17 protein-coding genes are annotated in these 21,281 nt (G+C 71.0%); 6 read left to right on the top strand and 11 right to left on the bottom strand.

Annotation, left to right across the window (positions count from 1 at the left end; all coding sequences use genetic code 11):
- The first annotated feature begins 190 nt into the window (after positions 1 to 190).
- The 3 genes from V8690_RS03780 (at position 191) to htpG (ending at position 3,840) form a co-directional block, all read left to right on the top strand.
- Positions 191 to 1,006 (top strand): hypothetical protein, encoded by an 816-nt coding sequence (locus V8690_RS03780; RefSeq protein WP_338775877.1) that lies wholly within the window; start codon positions 191 to 193, stop codon positions 1,004 to 1,006.
- A gap of 121 nt (positions 1,007 to 1,127) precedes the next feature.
- Positions 1,128 to 1,856 (top strand): class F sortase, encoded by a 729-nt coding sequence (locus V8690_RS03775; RefSeq protein WP_338775876.1) that lies wholly within the window; start codon positions 1,128 to 1,130, stop codon positions 1,854 to 1,856.
- An 85-nt stretch (positions 1,857 to 1,941) separates the two neighbouring features.
- On the top strand, positions 1,942 to 3,840 hold the full coding sequence (gene htpG, locus V8690_RS03770; RefSeq protein WP_338775875.1) for a molecular chaperone HtpG: 1,899 nt from the start codon (positions 1,942 to 1,944) through the stop codon (positions 3,838 to 3,840).
- 12 nt (positions 3,841 to 3,852) lie between these two features.
- Here htpG and V8690_RS03765 read toward each other — a convergent pair whose 3' ends face one another.
- Together V8690_RS03765 and V8690_RS03760 are read right to left on the bottom strand one after the other, a co-directional pair.
- Positions 3,853 to 4,104 carry a twin-arginine translocase TatA/TatE family subunit gene (locus V8690_RS03765; RefSeq protein ID WP_338775874.1) on the bottom strand — a complete coding sequence of 84 codons (252 nt, stop codon included), beginning with the start codon at positions 4,102 to 4,104 and terminating at the stop codon, positions 3,853 to 3,855.
- Positions 4,092 to 4,742, bottom strand: coding sequence for a hypothetical protein (locus tag V8690_RS03760; RefSeq protein WP_338775873.1), 651 nt, complete (start codon positions 4,740 to 4,742; stop codon positions 4,092 to 4,094). The genes V8690_RS03765 and V8690_RS03760 overlap by 13 nt, the downstream gene beginning before the upstream one ends.
- A 141-nt stretch (positions 4,743 to 4,883) precedes the next feature.
- On the opposite strand from V8690_RS03760, the gene V8690_RS03755 reads away from it, so the two are divergent.
- Positions 4,884 to 5,270, top strand: coding sequence for a BlaI/MecI/CopY family transcriptional regulator (locus V8690_RS03755; protein WP_338775871.1), 387 nt, complete (start codon positions 4,884 to 4,886; stop codon positions 5,268 to 5,270).
- 6 nt (positions 5,271 to 5,276) lie between these two features.
- Positions 5,277 to 6,398: a M56 family metallopeptidase gene (locus tag V8690_RS03750; protein WP_338775870.1), complete on the top strand. Its 1,122-nt coding sequence runs from the start codon at positions 5,277 to 5,279 to the stop codon at positions 6,396 to 6,398.
- Positions 6,399 to 6,409: 11 nt separating this feature from the next.
- Here the strand turns inward: V8690_RS03750 and V8690_RS03745 are convergent, their stop codons facing one another.
- The 6 genes from V8690_RS03745 to V8690_RS03720 form a co-directional block, all read right to left on the bottom strand.
- Positions 6,410 to 7,414, bottom strand: coding sequence for a sporulation protein (locus tag V8690_RS03745; protein WP_338775869.1), 1,005 nt, complete (start codon positions 7,412 to 7,414; stop codon positions 6,410 to 6,412).
- Between the two features lie 140 nt (positions 7,415 to 7,554).
- A complete protein-coding gene (locus V8690_RS03740; protein WP_338775868.1) occupies positions 7,555 to 10,020 on the bottom strand; it encodes a CBM35 domain-containing protein in 2,466 nt (821 codons plus the stop codon).
- Positions 10,021 to 10,108: 88 nt separating this feature from the next.
- The gene (locus V8690_RS03735; protein WP_338775867.1) at positions 10,109 to 10,933 is read right to left on the bottom strand and encodes a carbohydrate ABC transporter permease; all 825 of its coding nucleotides are present in this window, start codon (positions 10,931 to 10,933) and stop codon (positions 10,109 to 10,111) included.
- The gene (locus tag V8690_RS03730) at positions 10,930 to 11,853 is read right to left on the bottom strand and encodes a sugar ABC transporter permease (RefSeq protein ID WP_338775866.1); all 924 of its coding nucleotides are present in this window, start codon (positions 11,851 to 11,853) and stop codon (positions 10,930 to 10,932) included. Before V8690_RS03730 ends, V8690_RS03735 begins: the two co-directional genes overlap by 4 nt.
- A 2-nt stretch (positions 11,854 to 11,855) precedes the next feature.
- Positions 11,856 to 13,187 (bottom strand): ABC transporter substrate-binding protein, encoded by a 1,332-nt coding sequence (locus V8690_RS03725; RefSeq protein WP_338775865.1) that lies wholly within the window; start codon positions 13,185 to 13,187, stop codon positions 11,856 to 11,858.
- An 86-nt stretch (positions 13,188 to 13,273) separates the two neighbouring features.
- Positions 13,274 to 14,311, bottom strand: a complete 1,038-nt coding sequence (locus tag V8690_RS03720) for a LacI family DNA-binding transcriptional regulator (protein ID WP_338775864.1) — start codon at positions 14,309 to 14,311, stop codon at positions 13,274 to 13,276.
- 133 nt (positions 14,312 to 14,444) lie between these two features.
- Here V8690_RS03720 and V8690_RS03715 point away from each other — a divergent pair, with 133 nt between their 5' ends.
- Positions 14,445 to 16,565, top strand: coding sequence for an alpha-galactosidase (locus V8690_RS03715; protein WP_338775863.1), 2,121 nt, complete (start codon positions 14,445 to 14,447; stop codon positions 16,563 to 16,565).
- Between the two features lie 160 nt (positions 16,566 to 16,725).
- On the opposite strand, the gene V8690_RS03710 is transcribed toward V8690_RS03715, so the two are convergent.
- The 3 genes from V8690_RS03710 to V8690_RS03700 all read right to left on the bottom strand — a co-directional run bounded on the left by V8690_RS03710 (position 16,726) and on the right by V8690_RS03700 (position 20,965).
- Positions 16,726 to 17,877, bottom strand: a complete 1,152-nt coding sequence (locus V8690_RS03710) for an acyltransferase family protein (protein WP_338775861.1) — start codon at positions 17,875 to 17,877, stop codon at positions 16,726 to 16,728.
- Between the two features lie 236 nt (positions 17,878 to 18,113).
- The gene (locus V8690_RS03705; RefSeq protein ID WP_338775860.1) at positions 18,114 to 19,748 is read right to left on the bottom strand and encodes a cellulase family glycosylhydrolase; all 1,635 of its coding nucleotides are present in this window, start codon (positions 19,746 to 19,748) and stop codon (positions 18,114 to 18,116) included.
- 119 nt (positions 19,749 to 19,867) lie between these two features.
- Entirely contained in the window at positions 19,868 to 20,965 is a 1,098-nt protein-coding gene (locus V8690_RS03700) for a GDSL-type esterase/lipase family protein (RefSeq protein ID WP_338775858.1), read from the bottom strand.
- Positions 20,966 to 21,281 lie beyond the last annotated feature (316 nt).

Below are 21,281 nucleotides of genomic sequence, written 5' to 3'. Positions count from 1 at the left end.
CGGGCGAGAGGTGGCGATCTTTCGGGCCGGACCGGGCCGGGGCGGGTGCCGCCATCAGGGTGTGGTCGTAACCCGTGTGTACGCCCTGGATGGTGGGACGGCCCGGCATGACTGACGGTAGTTCACGTCGAGGCCGGTCTCGTGAGCTGGCGAGGCGTCAGCGCCCGGCCCGCGACGGAAGGACTCATCGATGCGCTCTGCTCGCATGTTGCTCGCGACGGCCACGGCCACGGCCGCCCTCGCGATCACCGCACCCACCGCCTACGCCGTGACGATGGGTGACAAGGACCACGACACCACTTCCTACAGCAAGGAGCACGACAAGGACCGCAAGCACCACAAGCCGCGCGGCGGGGTACACACGGGTGGGGGAGCGCTGACCGCGGTGAACACGGACCACGACTCCGACCAGTCCGGGCACAAGGACGAGTTCGGCGACAAGCACGGCAAGGGAGACGAGCACGGCAAGGCAGACGAGCACGGCAAGGCAGACGAGCACGCCAAGGGAGACGAGCACGCCAAGGGAGACGAGCACGGCAAGGGAGACGAGCACGGCAAGGCAGACGAGCACGGTAAGGGGGACGAGCACGGCAAGCACGACGACCACGGCAAGCACGACGACCACGGGAAGGACTTCGAGCACGGCAAGCACGAAAAGCCGCGCGGCGGAGTGCACACGGGTGGCGGAGCGCTGACCGCGGTGAACTCGGACGACTGGGAAGGCGAGCGAGGCGACGGCCCCTGGGGCGACAAGCACCACGAGGACGGCTTCGGGGACAAGCACGGCAAGGACGAGTTCGGCGACGAGCACGGCAAGCACGACGACCACGAGAAGGGCACCTGGCACGGCGACAAGCACCACAAGCCGCGCGGCGGGATGCACACCGGTGGCGGCGGACTTGCCGACGCACCGGGCGTCACCGCCGGCGGTCTCGCGGTGCTGGCGGTGGCCGGCACCGGCCTGTACGCCCTGCGCCGCCAGAAGGCCTCACGGGGCGTGGCATGACCGAGGCCTGACCGCATAGCCGCCGTGGCCGCCGCACGTGCTCCTCGCGTCGCGGCGGCCCGGCTCGTCCTCCCGCCTGCCGTGTCCGTTCCGCTGCCGTGTCCGAATGAGGTGGTCTCCGATGGCAGCCAGCCCTCCTCCCTCTCCCGCCGAGCCAGGCCCCCCGCCGTCGAAGCGACGATTCCGCACAGTCGTGTCGGTTCTCTGGGGTCTCGTCGCCCTGGTCCTGACCGTGAGTCTGGTCGCCGGCCGTGGTGAGTCGTCGTCCGACGCGGGCGGTCCGCCGCACGCCCCACCGGCCGTCCCGACGGCCGCCTCCACCGCGCCAGCCGTGCCCGACGCGCCGCCCTCGGCCGCGGCGCCGCACCGGGCCGTCCCGTCCGGGACCGGCCCCCGGCTGCCGCGGTCCAGGCCGGTTCGCCTGTACATCCCCAAGATCTCGGTGAACGCGCCTTTCACCGACCTCGCCATCGGCCGTTCGGGTCAGCTCGAACCCCCTCCGGCCGACGACACCAACCTCGTCGGCTGGTACGCCAAGGGCGTCTCGCCCGGCGAGCCCGGAACGGCGATCATCGCCGGGCATGTGGACACCGCGACGTCCCCGGCCGTGTTCGCGGGGCTCAGCCAGCTGAAGAAGGGCGACCGGTTCCACGTGGCGCGAGCCGACGGCCGCAGGGCGACCTTCGTGGTCGACGACGCGGAGTCCTTCGAGAAGGCAGACTTCCCCAGCGAGCGCGTGTACGGCGACACCCCCGACGCGCAGGTCCGGCTCATCACCTGCGCGGGTGCCTACGACCGTCAGGCCCGGGATTACACCGAGAATCTGGTGGTTTTCGCCCACCTCGTCTGACTTCCGGGTCCCGGCCTGACGTGGTGTTTTAAAGTGACTGCCACCAGTTCAGGCGACTGTGGGACCTGTGAGGTATTCGCGAACCATGACGACCGAAACGTTTGAGTTCCAGGTAGAGGCACGTCAGCTGCTCCAGCTGATGATCCACTCGGTCTACTCGAACAAGGATGTGTTCCTGCGGGAGCTCGTCTCCAACGCCTCCGACGCGCTGGACAAACTGCGCCTGGAGAAGCTGCGGGACGACTCCCTCGACGCCGACGTCTCCGACCTGCACATCGAGATCGACGTCGACAAGGACGCCCGGACCCTCACGGTGCGGGACAACGGCATCGGGATGTCGTACGACGAGGTCGGACAGCTCATCGGCACCATCGCCAACTCGGGTACGGCCACCTTCCTGAAGGAGCTGCGGGAGGCCCAGGACGCGGCCAACGCCGAGGGGCTCATCGGCCAGTTCGGCGTCGGCTTCTACTCCGGTTTCATGGTGGCGGACGAGGTGACGCTGGTGACCCGGCGGGCCGGCGAGAGCCAGGGGACCCGCTGGACGTCGCGCGGCGAGTCCACGTACACGCTGGAGAAGGTCGACGACGCGCCGCAGGGCACCTCCGTCACCCTCCACCTCAAGCCCGCCGACCCGGAGAACCAGCTCCACGACTACACCTCGCCGTGGACGATCAAGCAGATCGTCAAGCGGTACTCGGACTTCATCACCTGGCCGATCCGGATGGTCCCGGAGTCAGGCGACGGCGAGGACGCGCCCGAGCCCGAGACGCTGAACTCGATGAAGGCCCTGTGGGCACGGTCGCGCGAGGAGGTGTCGAACGACGAGTACCACGAGCTGTACAAGCACATCAGCCACGACTGGCGCGAGCCGCTGGAGACGATCCGGCTCCAGGCCGAGGGCACCTTCGAGTACCAGGCCCTGCTCTTCGTCCCCTCGCACGCCCCGCACGACCTGTTCACGCGGGACTTCAAGCGCGGTGTCCAGCTGTATGTGAAGCGCGTCTTCATCATGGACGACTGCGAGGCGCTGCTGCCGCCCTACCTCCGCTTCGTCAAGGGCGTCGTCGACGCGCAGGACCTCTCGCTCAACGTCTCCCGCGAGATCCTCCAGCAGGACCGGCACATCCGGATGATGCAGCGCCGGCTGACGAAGAAGGTCCTGTCCACGGTCAAGGAGATCAAGGCCAAGGACACCGACCGCTACGCCACGTTCTGGCGCGAGTTCGGCACGGTACTGAAGGAGGGCCTGGTCACCGACTCCGAGAACCGGGACGCCATCCTCGCCGTCGCGTCGTTCGCGACCACGCACGCCGAGGACGAGCCGACCACGCTCGCGCAGTACGCGGAGCGGATGAAGGACGGCCAGGAGGACATCTACTACATCACCGGCGAGTCCCGGCAGAGCATCGAGAACTCCCCGCACATGGAGGCGTTCCGGGACAAGGGCATCGAGGTCCTGCTGCTCACCGACGCCGTCGACGAGGTGTGGGTCGACGCCGTCGGCGAGTACGAGGGCAAGAAGCTGCGCTCCGTCGCCAAGGGCGAGATCGACCTCGACGGCGAGAAGGACGAGAAGGCCGACGGGGAGCGGGAGAAGCGGGCCGAGGAGTACGCCGGTCTCCTCGGCTGGATGCGGGAGCAGCTGGACGAGGACATCAAGGAGGTGCGCCTGTCGTCGCGGCTCACCGTCTCCCCGGCCTGCGTCGTCTCGGACGCGCACGACCTGACCCCGGCGCTGGAGAACATGTACCGGGCGATGGGCCAGGAGGTGCCGCGCACCAAGCGGATCCTCGAACTCAACCCCGGCCACCCGCTGGTGAAGAACCTGAACCAGGCGTACCAGGAGCGCGAGGACCGCTCCGGCCTCGTCGAGTCCGCCGAGCTGCTCCACACGCTGGCGGTGCTCGCCGAGGGCGGCCAGCCCAAGGACCCCGCACGCTTCGTCAAGCTCGTGGCCGACCGCCTGGAGCGCACGCTGTAGGCAGGGGACGGATCAGCGGGGGTCCGGGGCGTCCGCCGCCCGCGCGCCGGGCGGGGTCGTGCCCGTGCGCGGCGGGACGATCTCGCCCGGGACCACCCGCGGCGCGGCGCCCTCACCGGCCTCCTCGTCCTTCGCGGCGCGTGCCTCGGCCTTGAGGATGCGGGCGGACTTGCCGGCCGACCGGGCCAGTTCGGGCAGCTTCCTGGCCCCGATCACGGCTATGACGACGATGAGGAGGATCGCGAGCTCGCTCAGTCCGAACATGGTGTGTCCTTTCTCGCCCGGGCCGGGCACGGCGCGAGCGTATCGGGCGGGGAGCACGGTGTGATCCCCGCCTCGGAAAGTGCGACCGCCGTATGCCGGCGTAGATGGGGCAGCATGCCGCGGTCGAGCAGGGCCTGCCGCCAGGCCAGCCGGGCGTGCTCCACGCGGTCGGCCCGCCCGCCCAGGGCCGAGCGCAGCAGCGCGGCCAGAGAGAGGAGGCCGGTCAGGGCCGCGACGAGTGCCAGCGTCCAGCCGGCCGCGACGAGCGATCCGGGCAACGGGCCCGGTGCGTCCGCGACCTGGAGCAGGCTGCCGAGCAGGAGCAGAGCCCCGGCGGACGTCGCCGCCACCAGCGGCGTGAGCACCGCGAGGGCGGGCAGCAGACTGCCGGAGGCGAGCGGGCGCCGTGCGTCCTGCCGGGCGGCGGTCCGCACGGCGAGGTAGGCGCGGTACGGCTCACCGACCGCCGCCGTGATGTCGTTGGCATGGGCGAGCGCGTGGGCGCGCAGGTGCGCGGCCGTCCGGCCGGTCGGATCGGCGCGCACGGTGCCATGGATGTCCGCGGTGGTCAGCGCCAGATCCAGTACCGCTTCGAAGTCCGCGCGGTCCTCGGGGTGGAGGCGGGGCGGATCGGCCACATGGTCTCCTTGTCGATTGCTGTGTCGGATGTCGGTACACCGCCTTAAAATCTACAGCACTGTAGAAGTAGAAGGGGTCGGTCCCGCGGATCTATACGATGTCCGCACGGGCAAGGCAGGGCGGCGAAGGGAGGCAGGGCGGTGACGGATCCCCGACAGCGTCCCCGGCGGGGGCAGGGCGAGCTGGAGGCGCTGGTGCTGTCGGCACTGCGGGAGGCGGACGGCCCGGCGACGGCCGGCTGGGTGCAGGAACGCCTCGGCGGTGACCTCGCGTACACGACGGTGATCACGATCCTGACCCGGCTGCTGGGCAAGGGCGCGGTCACCCGGGAGCGGGTGGGACGGTCCTTCGCCTGGACACCCGCCTCGGACCAAGCGGGCTTGGCCGCCCGGAAGATGCGCAAGGTGCTGGACGCCGAGAGTGACCGCGAGGCCGTCCTGGCCAGCTTCCTCACCGGCCTCGACCCGGACGACGAACGGCTGCTGCGTGACCTGCTGGATCAGGCCCACGGCGAGGGGGAAGGCTGAAGCCTCATGGGGGTCTTCGTCTTTCTGCCACTGGTTCTCCCGCTCACGGCCTGGCCGGTCGCACGCTTGGCCGAACAGCATCTGCACCCGCGCACCGCGACCCGGTTACTGACCGCTATGGCCGCCGTGCTGGCGCTGTGCAGCACGGTGTGCCTGGGACTGGTCATGGTGGTCGGCACCGCCCAACTGCCCGGCAACCCGCTGCCCGACGGCTGGTCGGACCCCGAGGTCCGGGCGGCGGTGCCGTTCGACGAGGTCGTCGGCAAGGCCGCGATTCCCGCGCTGTGCGCGGTGGTCGTCGCCTGCGCCCGCACGCTGTGGCGGCATGCCCGGGTACGCCGCCGGGCCCACCGCGCGCTGTCCGGGCTGCCGGACACGGAGGTGGCCGTACTGCCGGACGGCGTTCCGTACGCGTATGCGCTGCCCGGTGGTCGCCGGGGTGGTGGTGCCCTGGGCGCCGGCCGTTGGGGCGGTCGTGTTCTGCGTGGCGGTCGCCAGGATGGTGGTGTTCCGGGTCGCGGTCGCCCGGGTGGTGGCGCTCCGCGCGGCGATGCTCAGCGTGACGGTCGAGCGGGCGGTGCTGTTCGGCGCGGCAGCGGCGGGCACCGTGTCCGTGGTCGGCGCGGGGGGCGTGTCGTGGTGACCACGGCCCTGCTGGACCGGCTCCGGCCGGCCGAGCGCCGGGCCCTGTTCGCCCACGAGCGGGCGCATCTCGCCGCCCGGCACGACCGCTTCCTGCTCGCGGTGCAGCTCGCGGCCCGGGCCAACCCGTTTCTGCGGCCGCTGCGCACGGCCGTGGCCTACACGGCCGAGCGGTGGGCGGACGAGGAGGCCGCCCGGGCGATCGGCAGCCGCCGCACGGTGGCGCGTGCCATCGGCACGGCCGCCCTCGTCTCCCGGGGCACCCCGGCGCCCACACTCGCGGGACTCGCCGCTCCGGGCCCGGTGCCGCGCCGGGTGGCGGCCCTGCTCGGCCCGCCACCCGCCGTACGCACCTGGCCCCCGGTGTTCACGTCGGTCGGACTGGCGGCGTGGGGCGCGGCTGCCGGAACGGCCGTGTCGGCGATGTCCTCCGCGAACTCCGCCGTCACGATGGTGCTCATCCTGCACGCCGCCACACCTCTTTGAGGGGCGGGGCCTCAGCCCTCCTCTGCCTCCTCGCCCTCGAAGAAGTCCCCGACCTCGTCGACCACTTCGTCCGCGACCATGCCGCCGACGACCCCGGCCGCGAGCCCGGCCGCGCCCGCCGCTACGGCGGTTCCCATGCCGGGGCCCGAGCGGCGGCCGTCATGGTGGTGCCCGCCGTGGCCGTCGTGGCCGTCGTGGCCGTGGCCGCCCATGCCGAACGCGGCAGGGGAGCCGTACGACGCCCGGTGCTCGACCAGTTGCCGGATCCAGCCGTCGACGATCGCGGGCCAGTCCTGGTGCTCCACCCCCTCGTAAGAGACGGTGAAGCGGGTCAGCGCGTCGTGGCCGCCGGGCGACAGGAAGCCGCCGCGCTTGTCGGCCTCCAGCACGACCTCCATACCGCCCGGGCCCGCCAGGAACGTCAGCTCGATCTCGTTGACCCGGTGTGCGTAGTGGGGTGACGGGACGAGCTCGATCTCCTGGTAGAAGGGCAGTTGCTGGCCGGTGCCGCCGATGCGCCCGTACTCGAGGTCGGCCGTCCTGAAGCCGAACCCGAGCCCGCCGAGGGCTTCGAGGACGGCCTCCTGCACGGGCAGCGGTGCGACGTTCAGCTGGTCCAGGTCGCCCTTGTCCTTCGCGCCTGCCACCGACAACTCGGTGCGCACGCCCAGGACGACGCCCAGGCTCTGGCCGTGCAGTTCGGTGACCGGCGTCTCCCACGGCAGGGTCACGCTGAACGGCACGACGCGCTGTTCGCCCTCGGCGAGCCGGAAGCCGCCGCCGACGGTGAAGCGGCCGAAGGCGACGACGCCCTCGCTCTCGCCGCCCTCGTGTTCGGCCTCGACCCGGGCCACCAGCTCCAGGGTGATGTGTTCGATGTCGAAGTCGGCTTTGCCGCCGGCCAGTCGGACCTCACCGGTGAGCGTGCCGCCGGGCCGGACGGGAGCCGGGTCGAGGACCGTGTCGACCGTGGGGCCGCCCACGCCGAGCGCGCCGAGCAGTCGTTTGAACACCATGGTGGCGTCCACTCCTCACATGCGTGTGCTGACGTTCTACAAGCATGTAGAAGTATAGGGGGACGCCGGAAGAGATCTTGCACGCCGGTTGCGGAGGAGAGCAGATCCCTCCTCCGCAACCGACCCCGTCACCGCGAGATTCAGCCCACGACCCGGCCCAGCTCGATCCGGTCGATGTTCGGCGCCCAGGCGCTCGCGTTGCCGAACGTCACCTTGTTCGCGCCCTTCGCCAGGTCGACCGGGACGCCGACGGTCCAGTAGTCGTCCCAGCTCCAGGTGTTCTTGAAGGTGACCTTCACCGGGTCCGCGGTCCCGGCCGTGATGTCCGCCGTACGGGACATGATGTCCGTGTTGTAGGCGTGGCCGTTGTCCCGGCGGTCGTTGTGCGCGTAGTGGACGACCAGCAGATAGCGGCCGGACCGGGGTGCGTCCACCGTGAACTCGGCGGTGCTGGAGGGGCTGTTGCCGAGCCAGCCGATGTACGAACCGGCGGACGCGTGCGGGGATTCGACGAGCTTGGCCCCGCCGGCGAGCGTGGCCGAGGCGCCTTCATAGGAGAGGGTGCCGGCGGCCGAGCCGTCGCCGGAGACGTCGAGGGAGCGGACGGCGGAGTGGCCCGACGTCATAGCGATCCGGTTGTTGCCCGCGACCAGGTAGAGCCGCAGCGGGCGGCCGGGCGCGGCCGTGACCGTCTCCCCGTGCAGCGAGAGCTTCACGGCCGCCGAAGTCCGCGGCACCACCGTGTAGTAGCCGTCGCGCGGGGCGTAGACGTCGAACACCGCCTTGTCACCGGAGCGCAGGACCAGGGAGCCCGTGCCCACGCCGGCCGACGAGGTGTAGTCGTACGACGGCTTGCCGCTGATGTCCGCCAGCGTGGCCTCGTAGGAGGCGGAGGGCACGCCCGTCCACGTGGTCAGGTCGATCCGGTCCAGGGTGACCTCGGCGTCGCCCTTGGACAGGGTCAACTGGTGTGTGCCCGCCTTCAGTTGGACACTGACGTCCTTCTTGGCGCGGTACGTCCAGTTCTCCGTGGAGGGGTAGGAGACCGTCACCGGGGCGCCGCCGTCGACCGACAGTTTCTGCGTGGCGGGGCCGCCGGACTGGTTGCCGTAGAGGATCGCCAGGTCGTACGTGCCGTCCTTCGGGACCGTCACCGAGAAGGCGACCTTGCTGCCGGGCTGGTTGAGCGAGCCGACGTCCTTGGTGCCGGAGGCCGCGTAGCCGTTGGCGTTCTGGACCGTGCCCTGCGTGTAGACCTTGCCGTCGGTGATGGCCGCGTCCTCGGCCTCGTACGACGCCGACCACGGGACGGAGGCGGCGGACGGGGTGCCGGAGCCGCCGGGGGTGAGGACGACCCGGTACGCCGACATCTTGTGCAGGCCGCGCAGCGGGACGGTCACCGAACCGTCCTCCGCGACCTTCACCTTGGTGCGCGCGAGCACCCGCGGCGCCGCGTGCTGCCCCTCGTATCCGGACCAGGCGGCCTCGGCGACGGTCGCGGTGACCGTACGTCCGAACACCGACCGGGGGACGTGACGCACGACGACGTCCGAGTCACCCGCGGAGCCGCCGAGCAGGACCTGCGCCTGGCGGCGGGAGGTGTCGAGGGAGGCCAGGCCCTGGAGGGTGTCGATGGTGTTGGGCTGCGGCGGCGTCACCTTCACGGTGTTCCCGGTCATGCCCGCGTACCAGCGGAAGAGCCACCAGCCGCCGTTGGGGATGTTCGAGCGCACGACGTGGCCGCTGAGGTTGCCGGCCGCGTCCCAGTAGGCCATGTTGGCGTACACCTTGTTGCGCTCGAACATCGAGACCCACTGCACGAGCTGCCCGGGCACGGACAGGTCGCGGCGGTTGGCGTACTCGTCGATGTTGATCTTCAGCGGGGCGATGCCCGCCTCGCGCTCCAGCTTGCGGTAGTCGTCGTAGTGCGCCTGGAAGTCGCGCAGCGAGCCGGAGCCCAGCTCGTGCCAGGTCATCACCTGGGGGAGCACGTTCTCCCGCTTGGCGAAGGCGAGGAAGTCCTTCAACAGGCGGGTGTGGTACGCGGCTTCGTTGGGACCGGCGATCCGTGCGTCCGGGTCGATCGCGCGGATGCGGTGGTACACCGTTTTCCAGTCCTTGAAGAACCGGTCGCGGTTCTTCTCGTACTGCGCCTGGTCCGCGACGTCCAGCTTGTACCAGATCTGGTCGGGCTCGTTGAACGGGATGTAGACGAAGCGGTCGCTGTTCGGGTCGGCCGAGACCTCCTTGACGATCTTGTCGACCTTGGGGAGGTAGTCGTCGATGCCGAGGTCCTCGTACGGCCACTTGGCGTAGATGTCCTGCATCATCACGTTGATCTCGCCGCCGCCGTTGCGGAAGAACGACTTGGAGACCGTGAGCGCGTCACCGTTGGGGTGCTGGGCGCCGCCCTCCGGCTTCTGCGAGATGCTCGTGATCTTCAGGGGCGCCATCGCGGCATCGCTGGGCACCCCGTCGTCGCTCAGCCCGTACAGCGAGCCGTTGGCGCCGAGCATCACCGGGCCCTCGGAGGCTTTGAGGTCGACAGTGAGGCGCTGTGGATCGGCCGCGGCGGCGGGCCCGGCCGCGGGAAGAGTGCCTGCCATGGCGGTTGCTCCGAGTACGGCGGCTATCAAGACGGTTCTCGTACGAGATCTCGTACGGGTGGGGGTGATCACGCTGCTGGACCTCCAGTCACTTCACGGCTCCACTGGTGATTCCGGACACGATCTTTCGCTGGCCGACGAGGAACACGGCGACCATGGGCAAACTCATCACCACGACGTACGCGAAGACGAGATGCCAGTTGTTGAGGTAGAGCTGGGCGCTGGCGACCTGGTAGAGGTTGAGCGGCAGGGTCGCCCGGTCTCCGCCGCCGAGGACGAAGAACGCGTAGAAGATGTCACTCCAGGCGTAGAGCATCACCATGATCGTCGCGGTGGCGATCACCGGCCGGAGCAGCGGCAGGACGATCCGCCAGAAGATCCGCGCCGGCGTCGCCCCGTCGATCCGGGCCGCCTCCTCCAGCTCCATCGGGATGGCGCGGATGAAGCCAGTCATGAAGAAGATCGACGTCGACAGGTACATCCCGGTGTAGACGGCGATCATGCCGGGGCGGGTGTTGGCCATCCCCAGTTGCCGCAGTTCCATCACGATGGTGATGACGGCGGGCGGCAGCAGCAGTCCGCTGATGCACAGCGCGTAGGCCGCCGAGACCAGCTTCGACTTGCGGCGGGCGAAGACCCAGGCGGCGCCCGCGCCCAGGATCAGCACCAGGACCACCGAAGGCACCACGACCAGCAGCGAGTTGAGGAAACCGCGCAGCATCTCGCCCTCGCTGACGGCGTCCGCGTAGTTGCTCGCGGGCTGCCACTGCCGGGGCAGGTCCAGGTTCGGCTTGATCGCCTCCGCCTGCGGCTTGGCCGAGGTGACGGCGACCAGCCACAGCGGCACGCCCACGGCCAGCGCGGCGAGCAGGACGACGAGGGAAGGGCGGCCGTACCGCCACACCGCGGTCACAGCATCTGCTCCCTTCGCCGGAGCCCCACGACCAGCGGGATCGCCACGGCGACCACCACCAGGAACAGGACGAGGCTCATCGCGGAGGCCTGCGCGTACAGGCCCTGACCGAAGATCCGGAACATGTAGATGTTGAAGACCTCCGTGGAGGCCGCGGGGCCGCCGCCCGTCGTGGCCTGCACGATGTCGAAGGTGTTCATCGAACCGATCAGCGCGGTGGTGACGTTGAAGGTGACGGCCGGCGCGAGCATCGGCCAGCGCACCGACCAGAAGGTCCGCCAGGGCCCCGCCCCGTCGCACTTCGCGGCCTCCAGCATCTCGCCGGGGATGCCCTTGAGCCCGGCCAGATAGATCAGCATCGACAGGCCCATCCACTTCCACCCGTGGATGAGCGTGACGATCACCAGCGTCCAGGTCGTCGAGCCCAGCCACGGGATGTCCGTGCCCAGAACGGAGTTGACGGCTCCGTCCTGGTCGAGCAACGCCTGGAAGACGTACCCGGTGGCCAGCGCCGAGATCAGCACCGGCAGGAAGAAGACGGCACGGAAGAACCGGTTGAAGCGGCTGTCGTCCTCCAGCAGCAGCGCCAGCACGAGTCCGAAGCCGTTCTGGAACAGCGCCGCCAGCAGCGCGTACACCAGGGTCGTACGGATCGCCCGCAGCAGCGAGCCGTCCTCGGCGATGGTCCTGAAGTTGTCCAGGCCCGTGAAGGCGATGTCCGCGTGGTACGAGGACCAGTTGGTGAACGGGTAGTAGAAGTTCAGCAGGTTGGGCACCAGGAAGAAGCCCGCGAAGACGACGATCGCGGGGAGCGCGAACCACCAGGGGTGGTGCACGGCGGCGTGCGGGAGCCGCCCCACGCCTTTCGGTGTGCCTGGTGCGGCCGGTTGCTTGCGCGTACGTACGACCGTGTCCGCCATGGTCAGAACCCGGGTGCGCCCTGGGCCTTGGCCACCTGCGCGAACTGGTCCTGGATCGCCTGCGCGACCTGCTGCGGGCTCTTCTTGCCGAAGATCATGTCGGCCAGGTACAGGTGGGTGTCGGGGGCGACGATCGCCTTGGCCTGGAAGACGCCGATGGCCTTGGGCAGGGCGGCGACCTGGGCCTTGGACGTCTCGGGCAGGCCGTCGGGGGTGGGCACGGAGGGCTGCACGGACGGGATCTTCATCGTCTTGATGTAGTCCGGGTAGTCGGGCCCGAGCCAGAAGGCGAGGAACTGCCGGGCCGCGTTCTGCCGCTTGTCGTCACCGGTCTTGAAGGCGACGACACCGTTGGTCTGGTCAGGGGAGTACAGGCCGGTGGCCGAGGAGTTGGCGACCGGGAACCAGCCGATCTTCTTGTCGATCTCGGCGGTGGAGTACTTGGCCTGCAACTGGCTCTGGAAGGAAGTGACGTTGAGGACCATGCCGACGTCGCCCTTCCACAGCGCGTCGGCCTGCCCGGTGAAGGTGCCCGTCCGGTAGTTCTTCTGGGCGAGTCCGGCGTCGAGCAGCTTCTCCTTGTACTTCTTGATCGCGCCGACGACGACCGGGTCGGTCCACTTCTTCTTGCCGGCGTTCAGGTCGGCCCACCACTGCCGGTCGAGGTCGGTGAGCTGGACCTGCATCTGCCACTGGAGCGGCCACTTGTCGCCGCCGGCCTCGTAGAAGGCGGCCGCGTCGGTCCTGTCGACGACCTTGTGGCCGAGGGCGAGCAGGTCGTCGTAGGACTGGGGGAAGTCCTTCTCGCTCAGCCCGGCCTGCTTGAAGACGTCCTTGTTGTAGTAGACGCCGAGCATGGCGGGGCTGGTGACGATCGCCGCGTACCGCTTGCCGTCGATCATGCCGAGCGACTTCTCGGTGCCGCCGAGCTTGGCCTCCCAGGGCTCCCCGTCGAGGGTGAGGAGGTTCTGCTTCGGCTGGACGAACGGCAGCGTGGAGATGGACGGCTGCCAGAACATCAGGTCGGGGCGGTCGCCTGAGGCCAGCTTCGTCGGCACGTTCTGCTCGTAGAGGTCCGGGATCGCCTGGGTGTCGACCTTGGCGCCGGTGGCCTTCTCGAAGGCGTCGATGACCTGCTTGGGCGCGTTCACCGTGTTCTGCGCGGTCCACATGGTCAGCTTCACGCCGTCCAGCCGGGCGGTCGGGTTCACCGCCGTCTGCTTGGCGCCCGAACCGTCCGAACCGGCGCCCCCGGCGGTCGGGTCGCTGCACGCGGTGGCGGCCAGGCCGGCGGCACATATCAGCGCCAGGGCGGGGAGAGCTCTTGTCTTCATCTCGTGCCTTTCGGAGCAGGCGGTTCGGTTCAGAGAGCGGGACTCACAACTGCTGGGCTCGTTCGGGTTGTTCGGACATCGGTGGTTCAGGCGTCGGCGGGCGGTGGACCCGAGCTCTCCCGCACCACCAGTTCCGGTACGGACACGGGATGCGGGGCGACCGGCGCGGACTCCTCCAGCACGCCGTGCAGCAGGGCGAACGCGGACCGCCCGAGGCCGGTGAAGTCCAGGCGTACGGTCGTCAGGGACGGGGTGAGGAAGGCGGAGTGCGGGGCGTCGTCGAAACCGGCCACGCTGACCTCGCCCGGCACCGGGCGGCCGGACTCGTGCAGGGCGCGCAGGACGCCGAGCGCGAGGTCGTCGTTGCCGCACAGGATCGCGGTGACGGACTCGTCCCGCGCCAGCTTCAGCCCGGCCGCGTGACCGCCCGCCGGCCCCCAACTGCTCTGCACCGGGCGGGGCTCCGGGGCGCCGGCCTCCTTCAGCGCCTGCCGCCAGCCGCCGGTGCGGGCGCTGGTGCGGCGGGTGCTGGACGGGATGGCCACGTAGTGCACGGTCTCGTGGCCGAGGGAGAGCAGATGGCTGGTCGCCTGGTAGGCGGCCTCACGGTCGTCGGTCCACACCCACGGGCGGTCGCCGCCGGGCGGGCTCGCCGGGGTCTCGACCACGCCCACGACCGGCAGCCCGGCGGGCACGGCTCCCAGCGCGCGGACACCCGCCGGATCGTATGCGATCACGACGATCCCGCCGCCCGCGTCCGCCGCGCGCTGCACCTCGGCGGCGACGGCCGCGTCCTCGGCGGATTCCAGCACCCCGATCCCGACCGCGTACGACGCCGCGCGGGCGGCCTCCTCGATGCCCTGGAGGATCGAGGCGTAGCCGTAGTGGGTGGTGTTCGCGGTGAGCACGGTCACGGCCCGGTTGCGCCCGCTGGCCAGGGCGAGGGCGGTCGCGTTGCGGCGGAAGCCCAGTTCCTCGATGGCCGCGAGCACCCGCTCCCGGGTGGACGGCCGGACGCTGGGATGGCCGTTGATCACCCGCGAGACCGTCTGGTACGAGACCCCCGCGGCGGTCGCGACGTCCCTGATGCTCGCCGGGCGCCTTGTGTGACCGGTCACATTCATGCCAGGATTGTGACCGGTCACACTTGGGTCGTCAAGAGACCGTAACGAGGGATTCACGCGGACCTCCGCTCCCCGAGGACGGGACGAGGTCAGGAGGGGGAGCACCTTGACGGGCAGGGCGGATGCGGCGCACATGGCCTCCAACCAGCGGCAGGACGAGTTCACTTGGGGGCATCAAGCCCTCCGGGCCGGTTTCGCGGTTGCCGCCGACGGGACCCTGCGGCTGGTCCGGCTGGCCCATCCCGACGACGAGCGCCCCGCCGCCTCGCACTCCGCGCTCCCGCTCGTGGAGCTCACCGCTCTCGGCCACGGCAGCGGCTGGTCCGGCCCCCGCTTCACCGGCACGGCCTTCGGCGCCCGGCTCGCCTACCGGACCCACCGCACGGGCAGAGGCGACGGCTGGGAGTGGCTGACCGTCGAACTCCACGACCCGGACACCGGATTGACGGCGTTCGTCGAACTCACCTCACCCACCGGCGTGTCCGTCCTCCGCTCCCGCGTCCGCCTCCGCAACGAGGGCCGCGAGCCCCTGGTCGTCCAGTCCGTCAGCAGCCTCCTGCTCGGCGGCCTGCCCGCACCCGACGCCCTCGACGTCCACCGGGCCCGCAACGACTGGCTCGCCGAGTGCCGTTGGTACGCCGAGCCGCTGCGCGCCGCCGTCGCCGACATCCACGTCGACGTCCACCAGCACGACAGCCGGGCCGCCCTCGCGCTCACCGGGCGCGGCAGCTGGCCCACCGACGGCCATCTGGCCATGGGCGCGCTGACGGAGCGGGACGGCGGCCGGGCCTGGGCGTGGCAGGTCGAGTCCCCGGCCGGCTGGCGCTGGGACCTGGGCGAACGCGCCCACGGCACGTACCTGGCGCTGAACGGCCCCACCGACGCGGAACACCAGTGGCGGGTCCGGCTCGCCCCGGACGAGGAGTTCACCACCGTGTACGGGGCCCTGGCACTCGGCTCCGACCTCGACACGGCGATCGGCGCCCTGACCTCCTACCGCCGGGCGGTCCGCCGCCCGCACCCGGACCACACCGCCCTCCCCGTCGTCTTCAACGACTACATGAACACCCTGATGGGCGACCCGACCACGGCCAAGCTCCTGCCGCTGATCGACGCCGCCGCGGACGCCGGCGCCGAGTACTTCTGCATCGACTCGGGCTGGTACGACGACGACACCCGGGGCTGGTGGGACAGCGTCGGCGCCTGGCAGCCCTCGCCGCGCCGCTTCCCCGACGGCGGCATCCAGGCCGTCCTGGACCGGATCCGGGAGCGCGGGATGGTGCCCGGGCTGTGGCTGGAGCCGGAGGTCGTCGGGGTGCGCAGCCCCGTCGCGGCCGAACTGCCCGACGAGGCGTTCTTCCAGCGCGACGGCGTGCGCCTGGCCGAACAGGGCCGCCACCAGCTCGACCTGCGGCACCCGGCCGCCCGCGCCCACCTCGACAAGGCCGTGGACCGGATCGTCGGCGACTGGGGCGTGGGCTACCTCAAGCTGGACTACAACATCGTGGTCGACCCCGGCACCCAGGCACCCGGCGACCTCGCCCCGGGAGCCGGGCTGCTGGGCCACGCCCACGCCTACCTGGACTGGCTGTCCGGCGTACTGGACCGCCACCCCGGACTCGTCGTGGAGAACTGCGCCTCGGGCGGCATGCGCATGGACGGCGCCACCCTGGCCGTCGCCCAGCTCCAGTCCACCAGCGACCAGCAGGACCCCCTGCGCTATCCGCCCATCGCCGCCGCCGCGCCGACCGCGGTCCCGCCCGAACAGGGCGCCGTCTGGGCCTACCCGCAGCCCGAGTTCGACGACGACCTGACGAGGTGGACGTTGGGCGGGGCCCTGCTCGGCCGCATCCACCTCTCGGGCCATCTCAACCGCATGTCGGAACACCAACTGGCCCTCGTGCGTGATGCCGTCGCGGTCTACAAGTCGATCCGCGGGGACCTGGCGCGGGCCCTGCCGTTCTGGCCGCTCGGCCTGCCCGGCTGGACGGACGAGTGGCTGGCCCTGGGGCTCTCGGTCCCCGGTGACCGCACGGCGTACCTGTCGGTGTGGCGCCGCGGCGGAGCGGCCGAACTCCGCGTCCCCGTCCGGCACCTGGCGGGCCGGACCGTCCGCGCGGACGTCCTGCACCCGTCCTCCGCGGAGGCGGGCCGGGCCGTCTGGAACGGGGACGGGCTGACGGTGTCCGTGCCGCGCACGCCCGGTGTGCTGCTGATCCGGCTCACGCAGGAGGGGGAGGCCAGCACGGGGTAGGCGGGACGCCGCGAGGGGGCGCGTCACCCGCCGGTCACCGGCAGCCGCGGCACCGGGGTCGGATCCCGGGCGGCCTGGGACCGGGCGCTTCGGCGACCCGCGGCTCGCCGAACCGCACCCGCTCCGCGAACCGGCCGGGCCCTGGCACCACGCGCCGGCGTCAGCCGCGTGCGGCGCTCCCCTCGCGGACGGCATTGCGTTCCCGCGCCTGCTGATGCGCGTCCCGGCGGAACGCCCACGCCATCTCGGGCTCCATCACCCAGCGGAACAGCCGCCGCACCGGCGGTGTGCACAGCGCGGTCACGAGCACCGCGGCGACGACCGTCACGACGACCACGCCCACGGGCCGGTGGACCCACGCCGGCTCGTACCAGCCCCAGAACTTGGACCCCTGGGCGACGAAGCCGTGCAGCAGGTAGCCGTACAGCGTCCCCGCGCCCAGCACGGTGAACCACGCCCGGCGTCCGGGCACCCAGGCGAGGAAGCAGGCCACCAGGACCAGCGAACAGCCGAAGGTCAGCAGCGTCATCAGGGGCCCGTACCAGGAGGGCGCGGCGAGTTCCTCGGCGCTGTCGCGGTGGTAGAACCATGCGCCGGTCATCCGCGGGACCGCCCAATAGGCCAGGACGACCGCGGCGGCGAAGGCCGGCACGGCCAGCGCCCGCACCGAGCGGCGGCGCACCAGCCGGAAGTGCTCCGGCTTCAGCAGCAGACCGAGGACGAAGTACGGCAGGAACTGAAGGGTGCGCTGGAGGTCGAGGTCGTTGCCGACGGACGGCGAGAGCGTCGCCAGCATCGCGATGACGAGGGCGACCGGCAACGGCCACCGCACGTGCCGCCACACCGGCGTCGTCAGCCGCCAGATGAACAGCGCCACCAGGAACCACGTCAGATAGAGCGGATCCAGCAGACTCACGGGCCGGTCGGGCTCCTGGTCCGTCCATCGCGTGAACAGCGTGTACGCCGTCTCGAAGACGACGTACGGAACGGCGAGCCCGGTGACCAGGCGCCTGATCCGCCCCGGGCTCGCGTCGAAGGAACGCGAGAAGTAGCCGGAGATGACGATGAACGCCGGCATGTGGAAGGCGTAGACGACCATGTAGAGCGCGCTGACCGCCCGGCTGCCGTCCCGCAACGGCTCCCAGGCGTGCCCGATCGCCACCAGCACGATCGCCAGGTACTTGGCGTTGTCGAAGAACGCGTCGCGCTGCCCGGCCGGCTTCGGCGGGGCAGCGGTCTCGCGGGACGTGCCGGGCCCGGCCTCGCCGCTCGTGCTCGCCACGGGCCGCATGCGCAGTGTGTCCTCGCTCATGACGCCTCCCACGCGCGGTGCGGGGAACCGGGACGGGCGCATACGCGTCTTGCCGGGGTTACGGCGGTGGGGTGCCGGTGCGACATCCCCGCCGCCTGACCACTGGGGGGCAAGGTAAACCGCTTTCCGGTACGGATGTTGCGCGGATCACACCCATGGGGGTGAAGCGGCCGTACCGGACGGTGCCGTCGCGCCGACCGGTCGGGAGCGCGCCGGCACCGTCGTACCCGGCCCGGTCAGCTCACCGAGCAGGTGGCGCCGTTCAGCGTGAACGCCGTCGGACTGGGGTTCGCCGTCGCCCGGGAGGCCGTGAAGCCGAGGGTGACCGAGCCCGCCGCCGGGATCGTCGCGGTGTACGAGGCGGCAGCGACACTGACCTCGGAGCCGCTCTGCGTCGCCGTGCCGCCCCAGAGGTTGGTGATGCGCTGGCTGTCCGGGAAGGTCCAGCGCAGCGTCCAGCCGTTGATCGCCGACGTGCCGGTGTTGCGCAGGGTGATCTCGCCCTGGAATCCGCCGGGCCAGCTGCTCGTCACCCGGTAGCCGACGCCGCAGGCCGCCGTTGAGCCGCCGGAGGAGGTCGTGAACGTCACCGTGGCCGAACGGGGCGAACGGTTGCCGGCGGCGTCACGGGCGTAGACGGCGAAGGTGTAGGGGGTGTCGGGGGACAGGCCGGTGACGGTGGCGGTCGTCCTGGCCGTGGAGGTGACGACCGTCTCGCTGCCGCCGCCGATCCGGACCACGTCGTAGCCGGTGACGCCCGTCGCGTCGGTGGCGGCGGCCCAGGTCAGGGTGGCGGACGAGGAGGTCACCCCGGAGGCGGCCGGGGTGCCGGGAGCCGTCGGGGGAGTGGTGTCGCCTCCGCCGGAGGAGTAGATCGCGGCCTCCTTGGCGGTGGCGGCGATGCCGTTCGCCCCGTTGAAGAGCCGCTGCCCCCAGCTGGTGAGCTGGTTCGGGTCGAAGTTCGTGACCATGTCCAGGTACTCGACGCCGCCGCCGTTGCCGCTCCAGGACCAGCCGAGGTGGCCCAGGCGGAGCTGCTGGGCGACGGCCAGGATGGTGTCCTCGTCGGGGTTGCCGTCCGAGTGGTCGTGACCGAACTCGCCCACGACGATGGGGAGTTTCGCCGTGACGAAGCGGTTCAGGTAGTCGGTGATCTCGGCGGCGGTGTCGAAGACGCCGTACATGTGGATCGAGAAGATCGTGTTGGCGTCCGGGTCGGCGGCGAAGACCGAGGCGGCGTTGTCCCGCATGGTGAACGCCCAGTCCTGGCCCCAGTTGGGCGCGTCGACCATGATCGTGTGGTCGAACCCTGCGGTGCGCAGCTTCTGGATGGCCGCCTTGGTGTCGGCCGTCCAGGCCGTGAAGCCGGTGTTGCCGTGCGGCTCGTTGCCGATGTTGAGGATGACGTAGTCCTCCTGACCGGTCAGCGCGCTCTGCACGCTGATCCAGTAGTCGGCGGCGCGGGAGAGCGTGACGGCTCCGCTCTGTTCGCCGTAGCCGGTGGTGTCGTGCACCTCCAGCACACAGATCAGCCGGTTCTGCTTGCACTGGGAGACCACGTTCGCCACGTCGGCGGTGTCGTTGCGGGTCCAGCGGTCACCGCTGGAGAGGACCACGCGGACGGTGTTGGCGCCCTTGGTCTTGATGTGGGAGAGGGAGCTGATCCGGTCCGGGAACCAGGTGTGGGCGTGGTTGACGCCGCGCATCACGAAGTCGTTCCCGGACGCCTCCAGCAGCCGGCCGTTGTCGATGCGGAAGCCGGTGGGTGCGGCGTGCGCCGGTGTGCCGAGGGAGAGGAAGGAGAGCAGGAGGCCGAGGAGGGCGACGGCCACGGTGGCCACGCGCGGGGTCGGGGCGGTGCGGGGTCTCATGGCGGCTCCAGAGGTGGGGGGTGGGATGGATGGGGGCCTGTTCCTGGTCGAGTCCAGTCCTGGGGAAGCAGCGGCGAGTGCGCTGCCGAGGCCGGTCCTGGTCCGGTCCGCGCCGGGTGTCAGTCGGCGGAACTCTTCCCCGTGCACGTGACGGTCGCCGCCGGGGCGCCGGCGGTTGCCGGGGCGGTGGCGACGAAGCCGAACGTGGCGCTCGCGCCGGGTGCCAGCGCTCCGTTCCACGCCGCGTTCGTGACGGTGGCCGTACCGTCCGCGGCCGTGCTGACGGTGCCGTTCCAGACCTGGCCGATGCGCGCGCCGTTCGCCGGTACGACCGTCGCGGTCCAGCCCGAGAGGGCGGAGGCGGACGTGTTCGTCACGGTCACCTCTCCCTGATAGCCGCCCTGCCACATGGAGACGGCTCGGAAGCGGGCCGTGCAGGCCGCGGGTCCCCCCGGGCCACCGGGGTTTTCGGGGACGCCCGCGTCGAGGACCGCCGCCAGGGCCGGGAACCAGCGGGCGGCGATCTTGTCGTCACCGGAGGCGTTGGGGTGCACGCCGTCGTAGGTGTCCGTGGCGGTGCTGAAGCCCGTCCACTGGTCGACCACGGTGATCGGGGAGCGTTCGGTACTGGTCGCCCGGGCCCAGTCGGGGATCCGCGCGTTGAAGTCGACGACGCGCTGCGCGCAGGCCGCGCAACTGGCCGGGTTCATGGGGATCAGCTGCGCGACGAGGATCCGCATGTCCGGGTTCGAGGCCCGCATCTGCGTCACGAGCTTGGTGTAGGCGGCGAGGATGCGGTCGGGGGCGATGCTGCTCCACACGTCGTTCGTGCCGAAGTGCATGACAACGATGTCCGGCCGGGTGGCCGCGAGCCTGCCCGGCAGCAGGTTCTGGTCGGCCACGTTCGTCACCAGCTCACCGCCGTGGCCTTCGTTGTCGCCGTCGTGGGCCTGTCCGCAGCCCTGCGGCGGGAGGGTGCCGACGAAGTCGATGTCCTTGTGTCCGCTGTTCAGCAGCCGGTTCCAGAGCACCGCCCGCCAGCAGCCCGGCGAGCCGGTGATCGAGTCGCCGAGCGGCATGACGCGTACGGGGTCCGCCGCCGGTGCGGCCGTGGCGCGGGGCGCGAATGTGATGCCGAGGGGCAGGAGCAGGGCGGCCAGGAGGCCGAGAAACGGGGTGATCCGTAAGCGCGAGGACGAGCGGCGGGTTCTGCGCATGGTGATCCCTTCCCTGGGTGAGGTGGGAGCGCTCCCATGCATCAAGCCACTGTTGTCATTGATGCGTCAAGAGGGGCGCGGTATCCCGTGCGCGTGCCGTGCGGACGTCACCACGCGGGGCAGAAGCCCCCGCCCCGATGGTTTTGCCGACTCGCGACAGAGGGGCTCCGTCCCGTTCGAGGTCGGGACCGGTCCCGGCCCGCCGGCGGTCGGATGTGCTGATGTCAGGAGTGCCACCAGGTCACTGACGGGGCCAGGTGCACCCGGAGGTGCGGGTCTTCTGCCGGCCTGACGGGCGGCGAGCTTGTGCTCGGCG

Source organism: Streptomyces sp. DG1A-41, from assembly GCF_037055355.1.
Classification (GTDB): domain Bacteria; phylum Actinomycetota; class Actinomycetes; order Streptomycetales; family Streptomycetaceae; genus Streptomyces.
The sequence above is the reverse complement of the archived record's forward strand: the minus strand, read 5'-3'. Positions and strand labels throughout refer to the sequence as shown.

Coding starts and splice junctions, on each gene's coding strand:
- V8690_RS03720 (WP_338775864.1), bottom strand. CDS start 14,311: ATGAATGTGACCGGTCACACAAGGCGCCCGGCGAGCATCAGGGACGTC.
- V8690_RS03775 (WP_338775876.1), top strand. CDS start 1,128: ATGGCAGCCAGCCCTCCTCCCTCTCCCGCCGAGCCAGGCCCCCCGCCG.
- V8690_RS03780 (WP_338775877.1), top strand. CDS start 191: ATGCGCTCTGCTCGCATGTTGCTCGCGACGGCCACGGCCACGGCCGCC.
- V8690_RS03705 (WP_338775860.1), bottom strand. CDS start 19,748: ATGAGACCCCGCACCGCCCCGACCCCGCGCGTGGCCACCGTGGCCGTC.
- V8690_RS03725 (WP_338775865.1), bottom strand. CDS start 13,187: ATGAAGACAAGAGCTCTCCCCGCCCTGGCGCTGATATGTGCCGCCGGC.
- V8690_RS03765 (WP_338775874.1), bottom strand. CDS start 4,104: ATGTTCGGACTGAGCGAGCTCGCGATCCTCCTCATCGTCGTCATAGCC.
- V8690_RS03750 (WP_338775870.1), top strand. CDS start 5,277: ATGGGGGTCTTCGTCTTTCTGCCACTGGTTCTCCCGCTCACGGCCTGG.
- V8690_RS03730 (WP_338775866.1), bottom strand. CDS start 11,853: ATGGCGGACACGGTCGTACGTACGCGCAAGCAACCGGCCGCACCAGGC.
- htpG (WP_338775875.1), top strand. CDS start 1,942: ATGACGACCGAAACGTTTGAGTTCCAGGTAGAGGCACGTCAGCTGCTC.
- V8690_RS03715 (WP_338775863.1), top strand. CDS start 14,445: ATGGCCTCCAACCAGCGGCAGGACGAGTTCACTTGGGGGCATCAAGCC.
- V8690_RS03745 (WP_338775869.1), bottom strand. CDS start 7,414: ATGGTGTTCAAACGACTGCTCGGCGCGCTCGGCGTGGGCGGCCCCACG.
- V8690_RS03740 (WP_338775868.1), bottom strand. CDS start 10,020: ATGGCAGGCACTCTTCCCGCGGCCGGGCCCGCCGCCGCGGCCGATCCA.
- V8690_RS03700 (WP_338775858.1), bottom strand. CDS start 20,965: ATGCGCAGAACCCGCCGCTCGTCCTCGCGCTTACGGATCACCCCGTTT.
- V8690_RS03710 (WP_338775861.1), bottom strand. CDS start 17,877: ATGAGCGAGGACACACTGCGCATGCGGCCCGTGGCGAGCACGAGCGGC.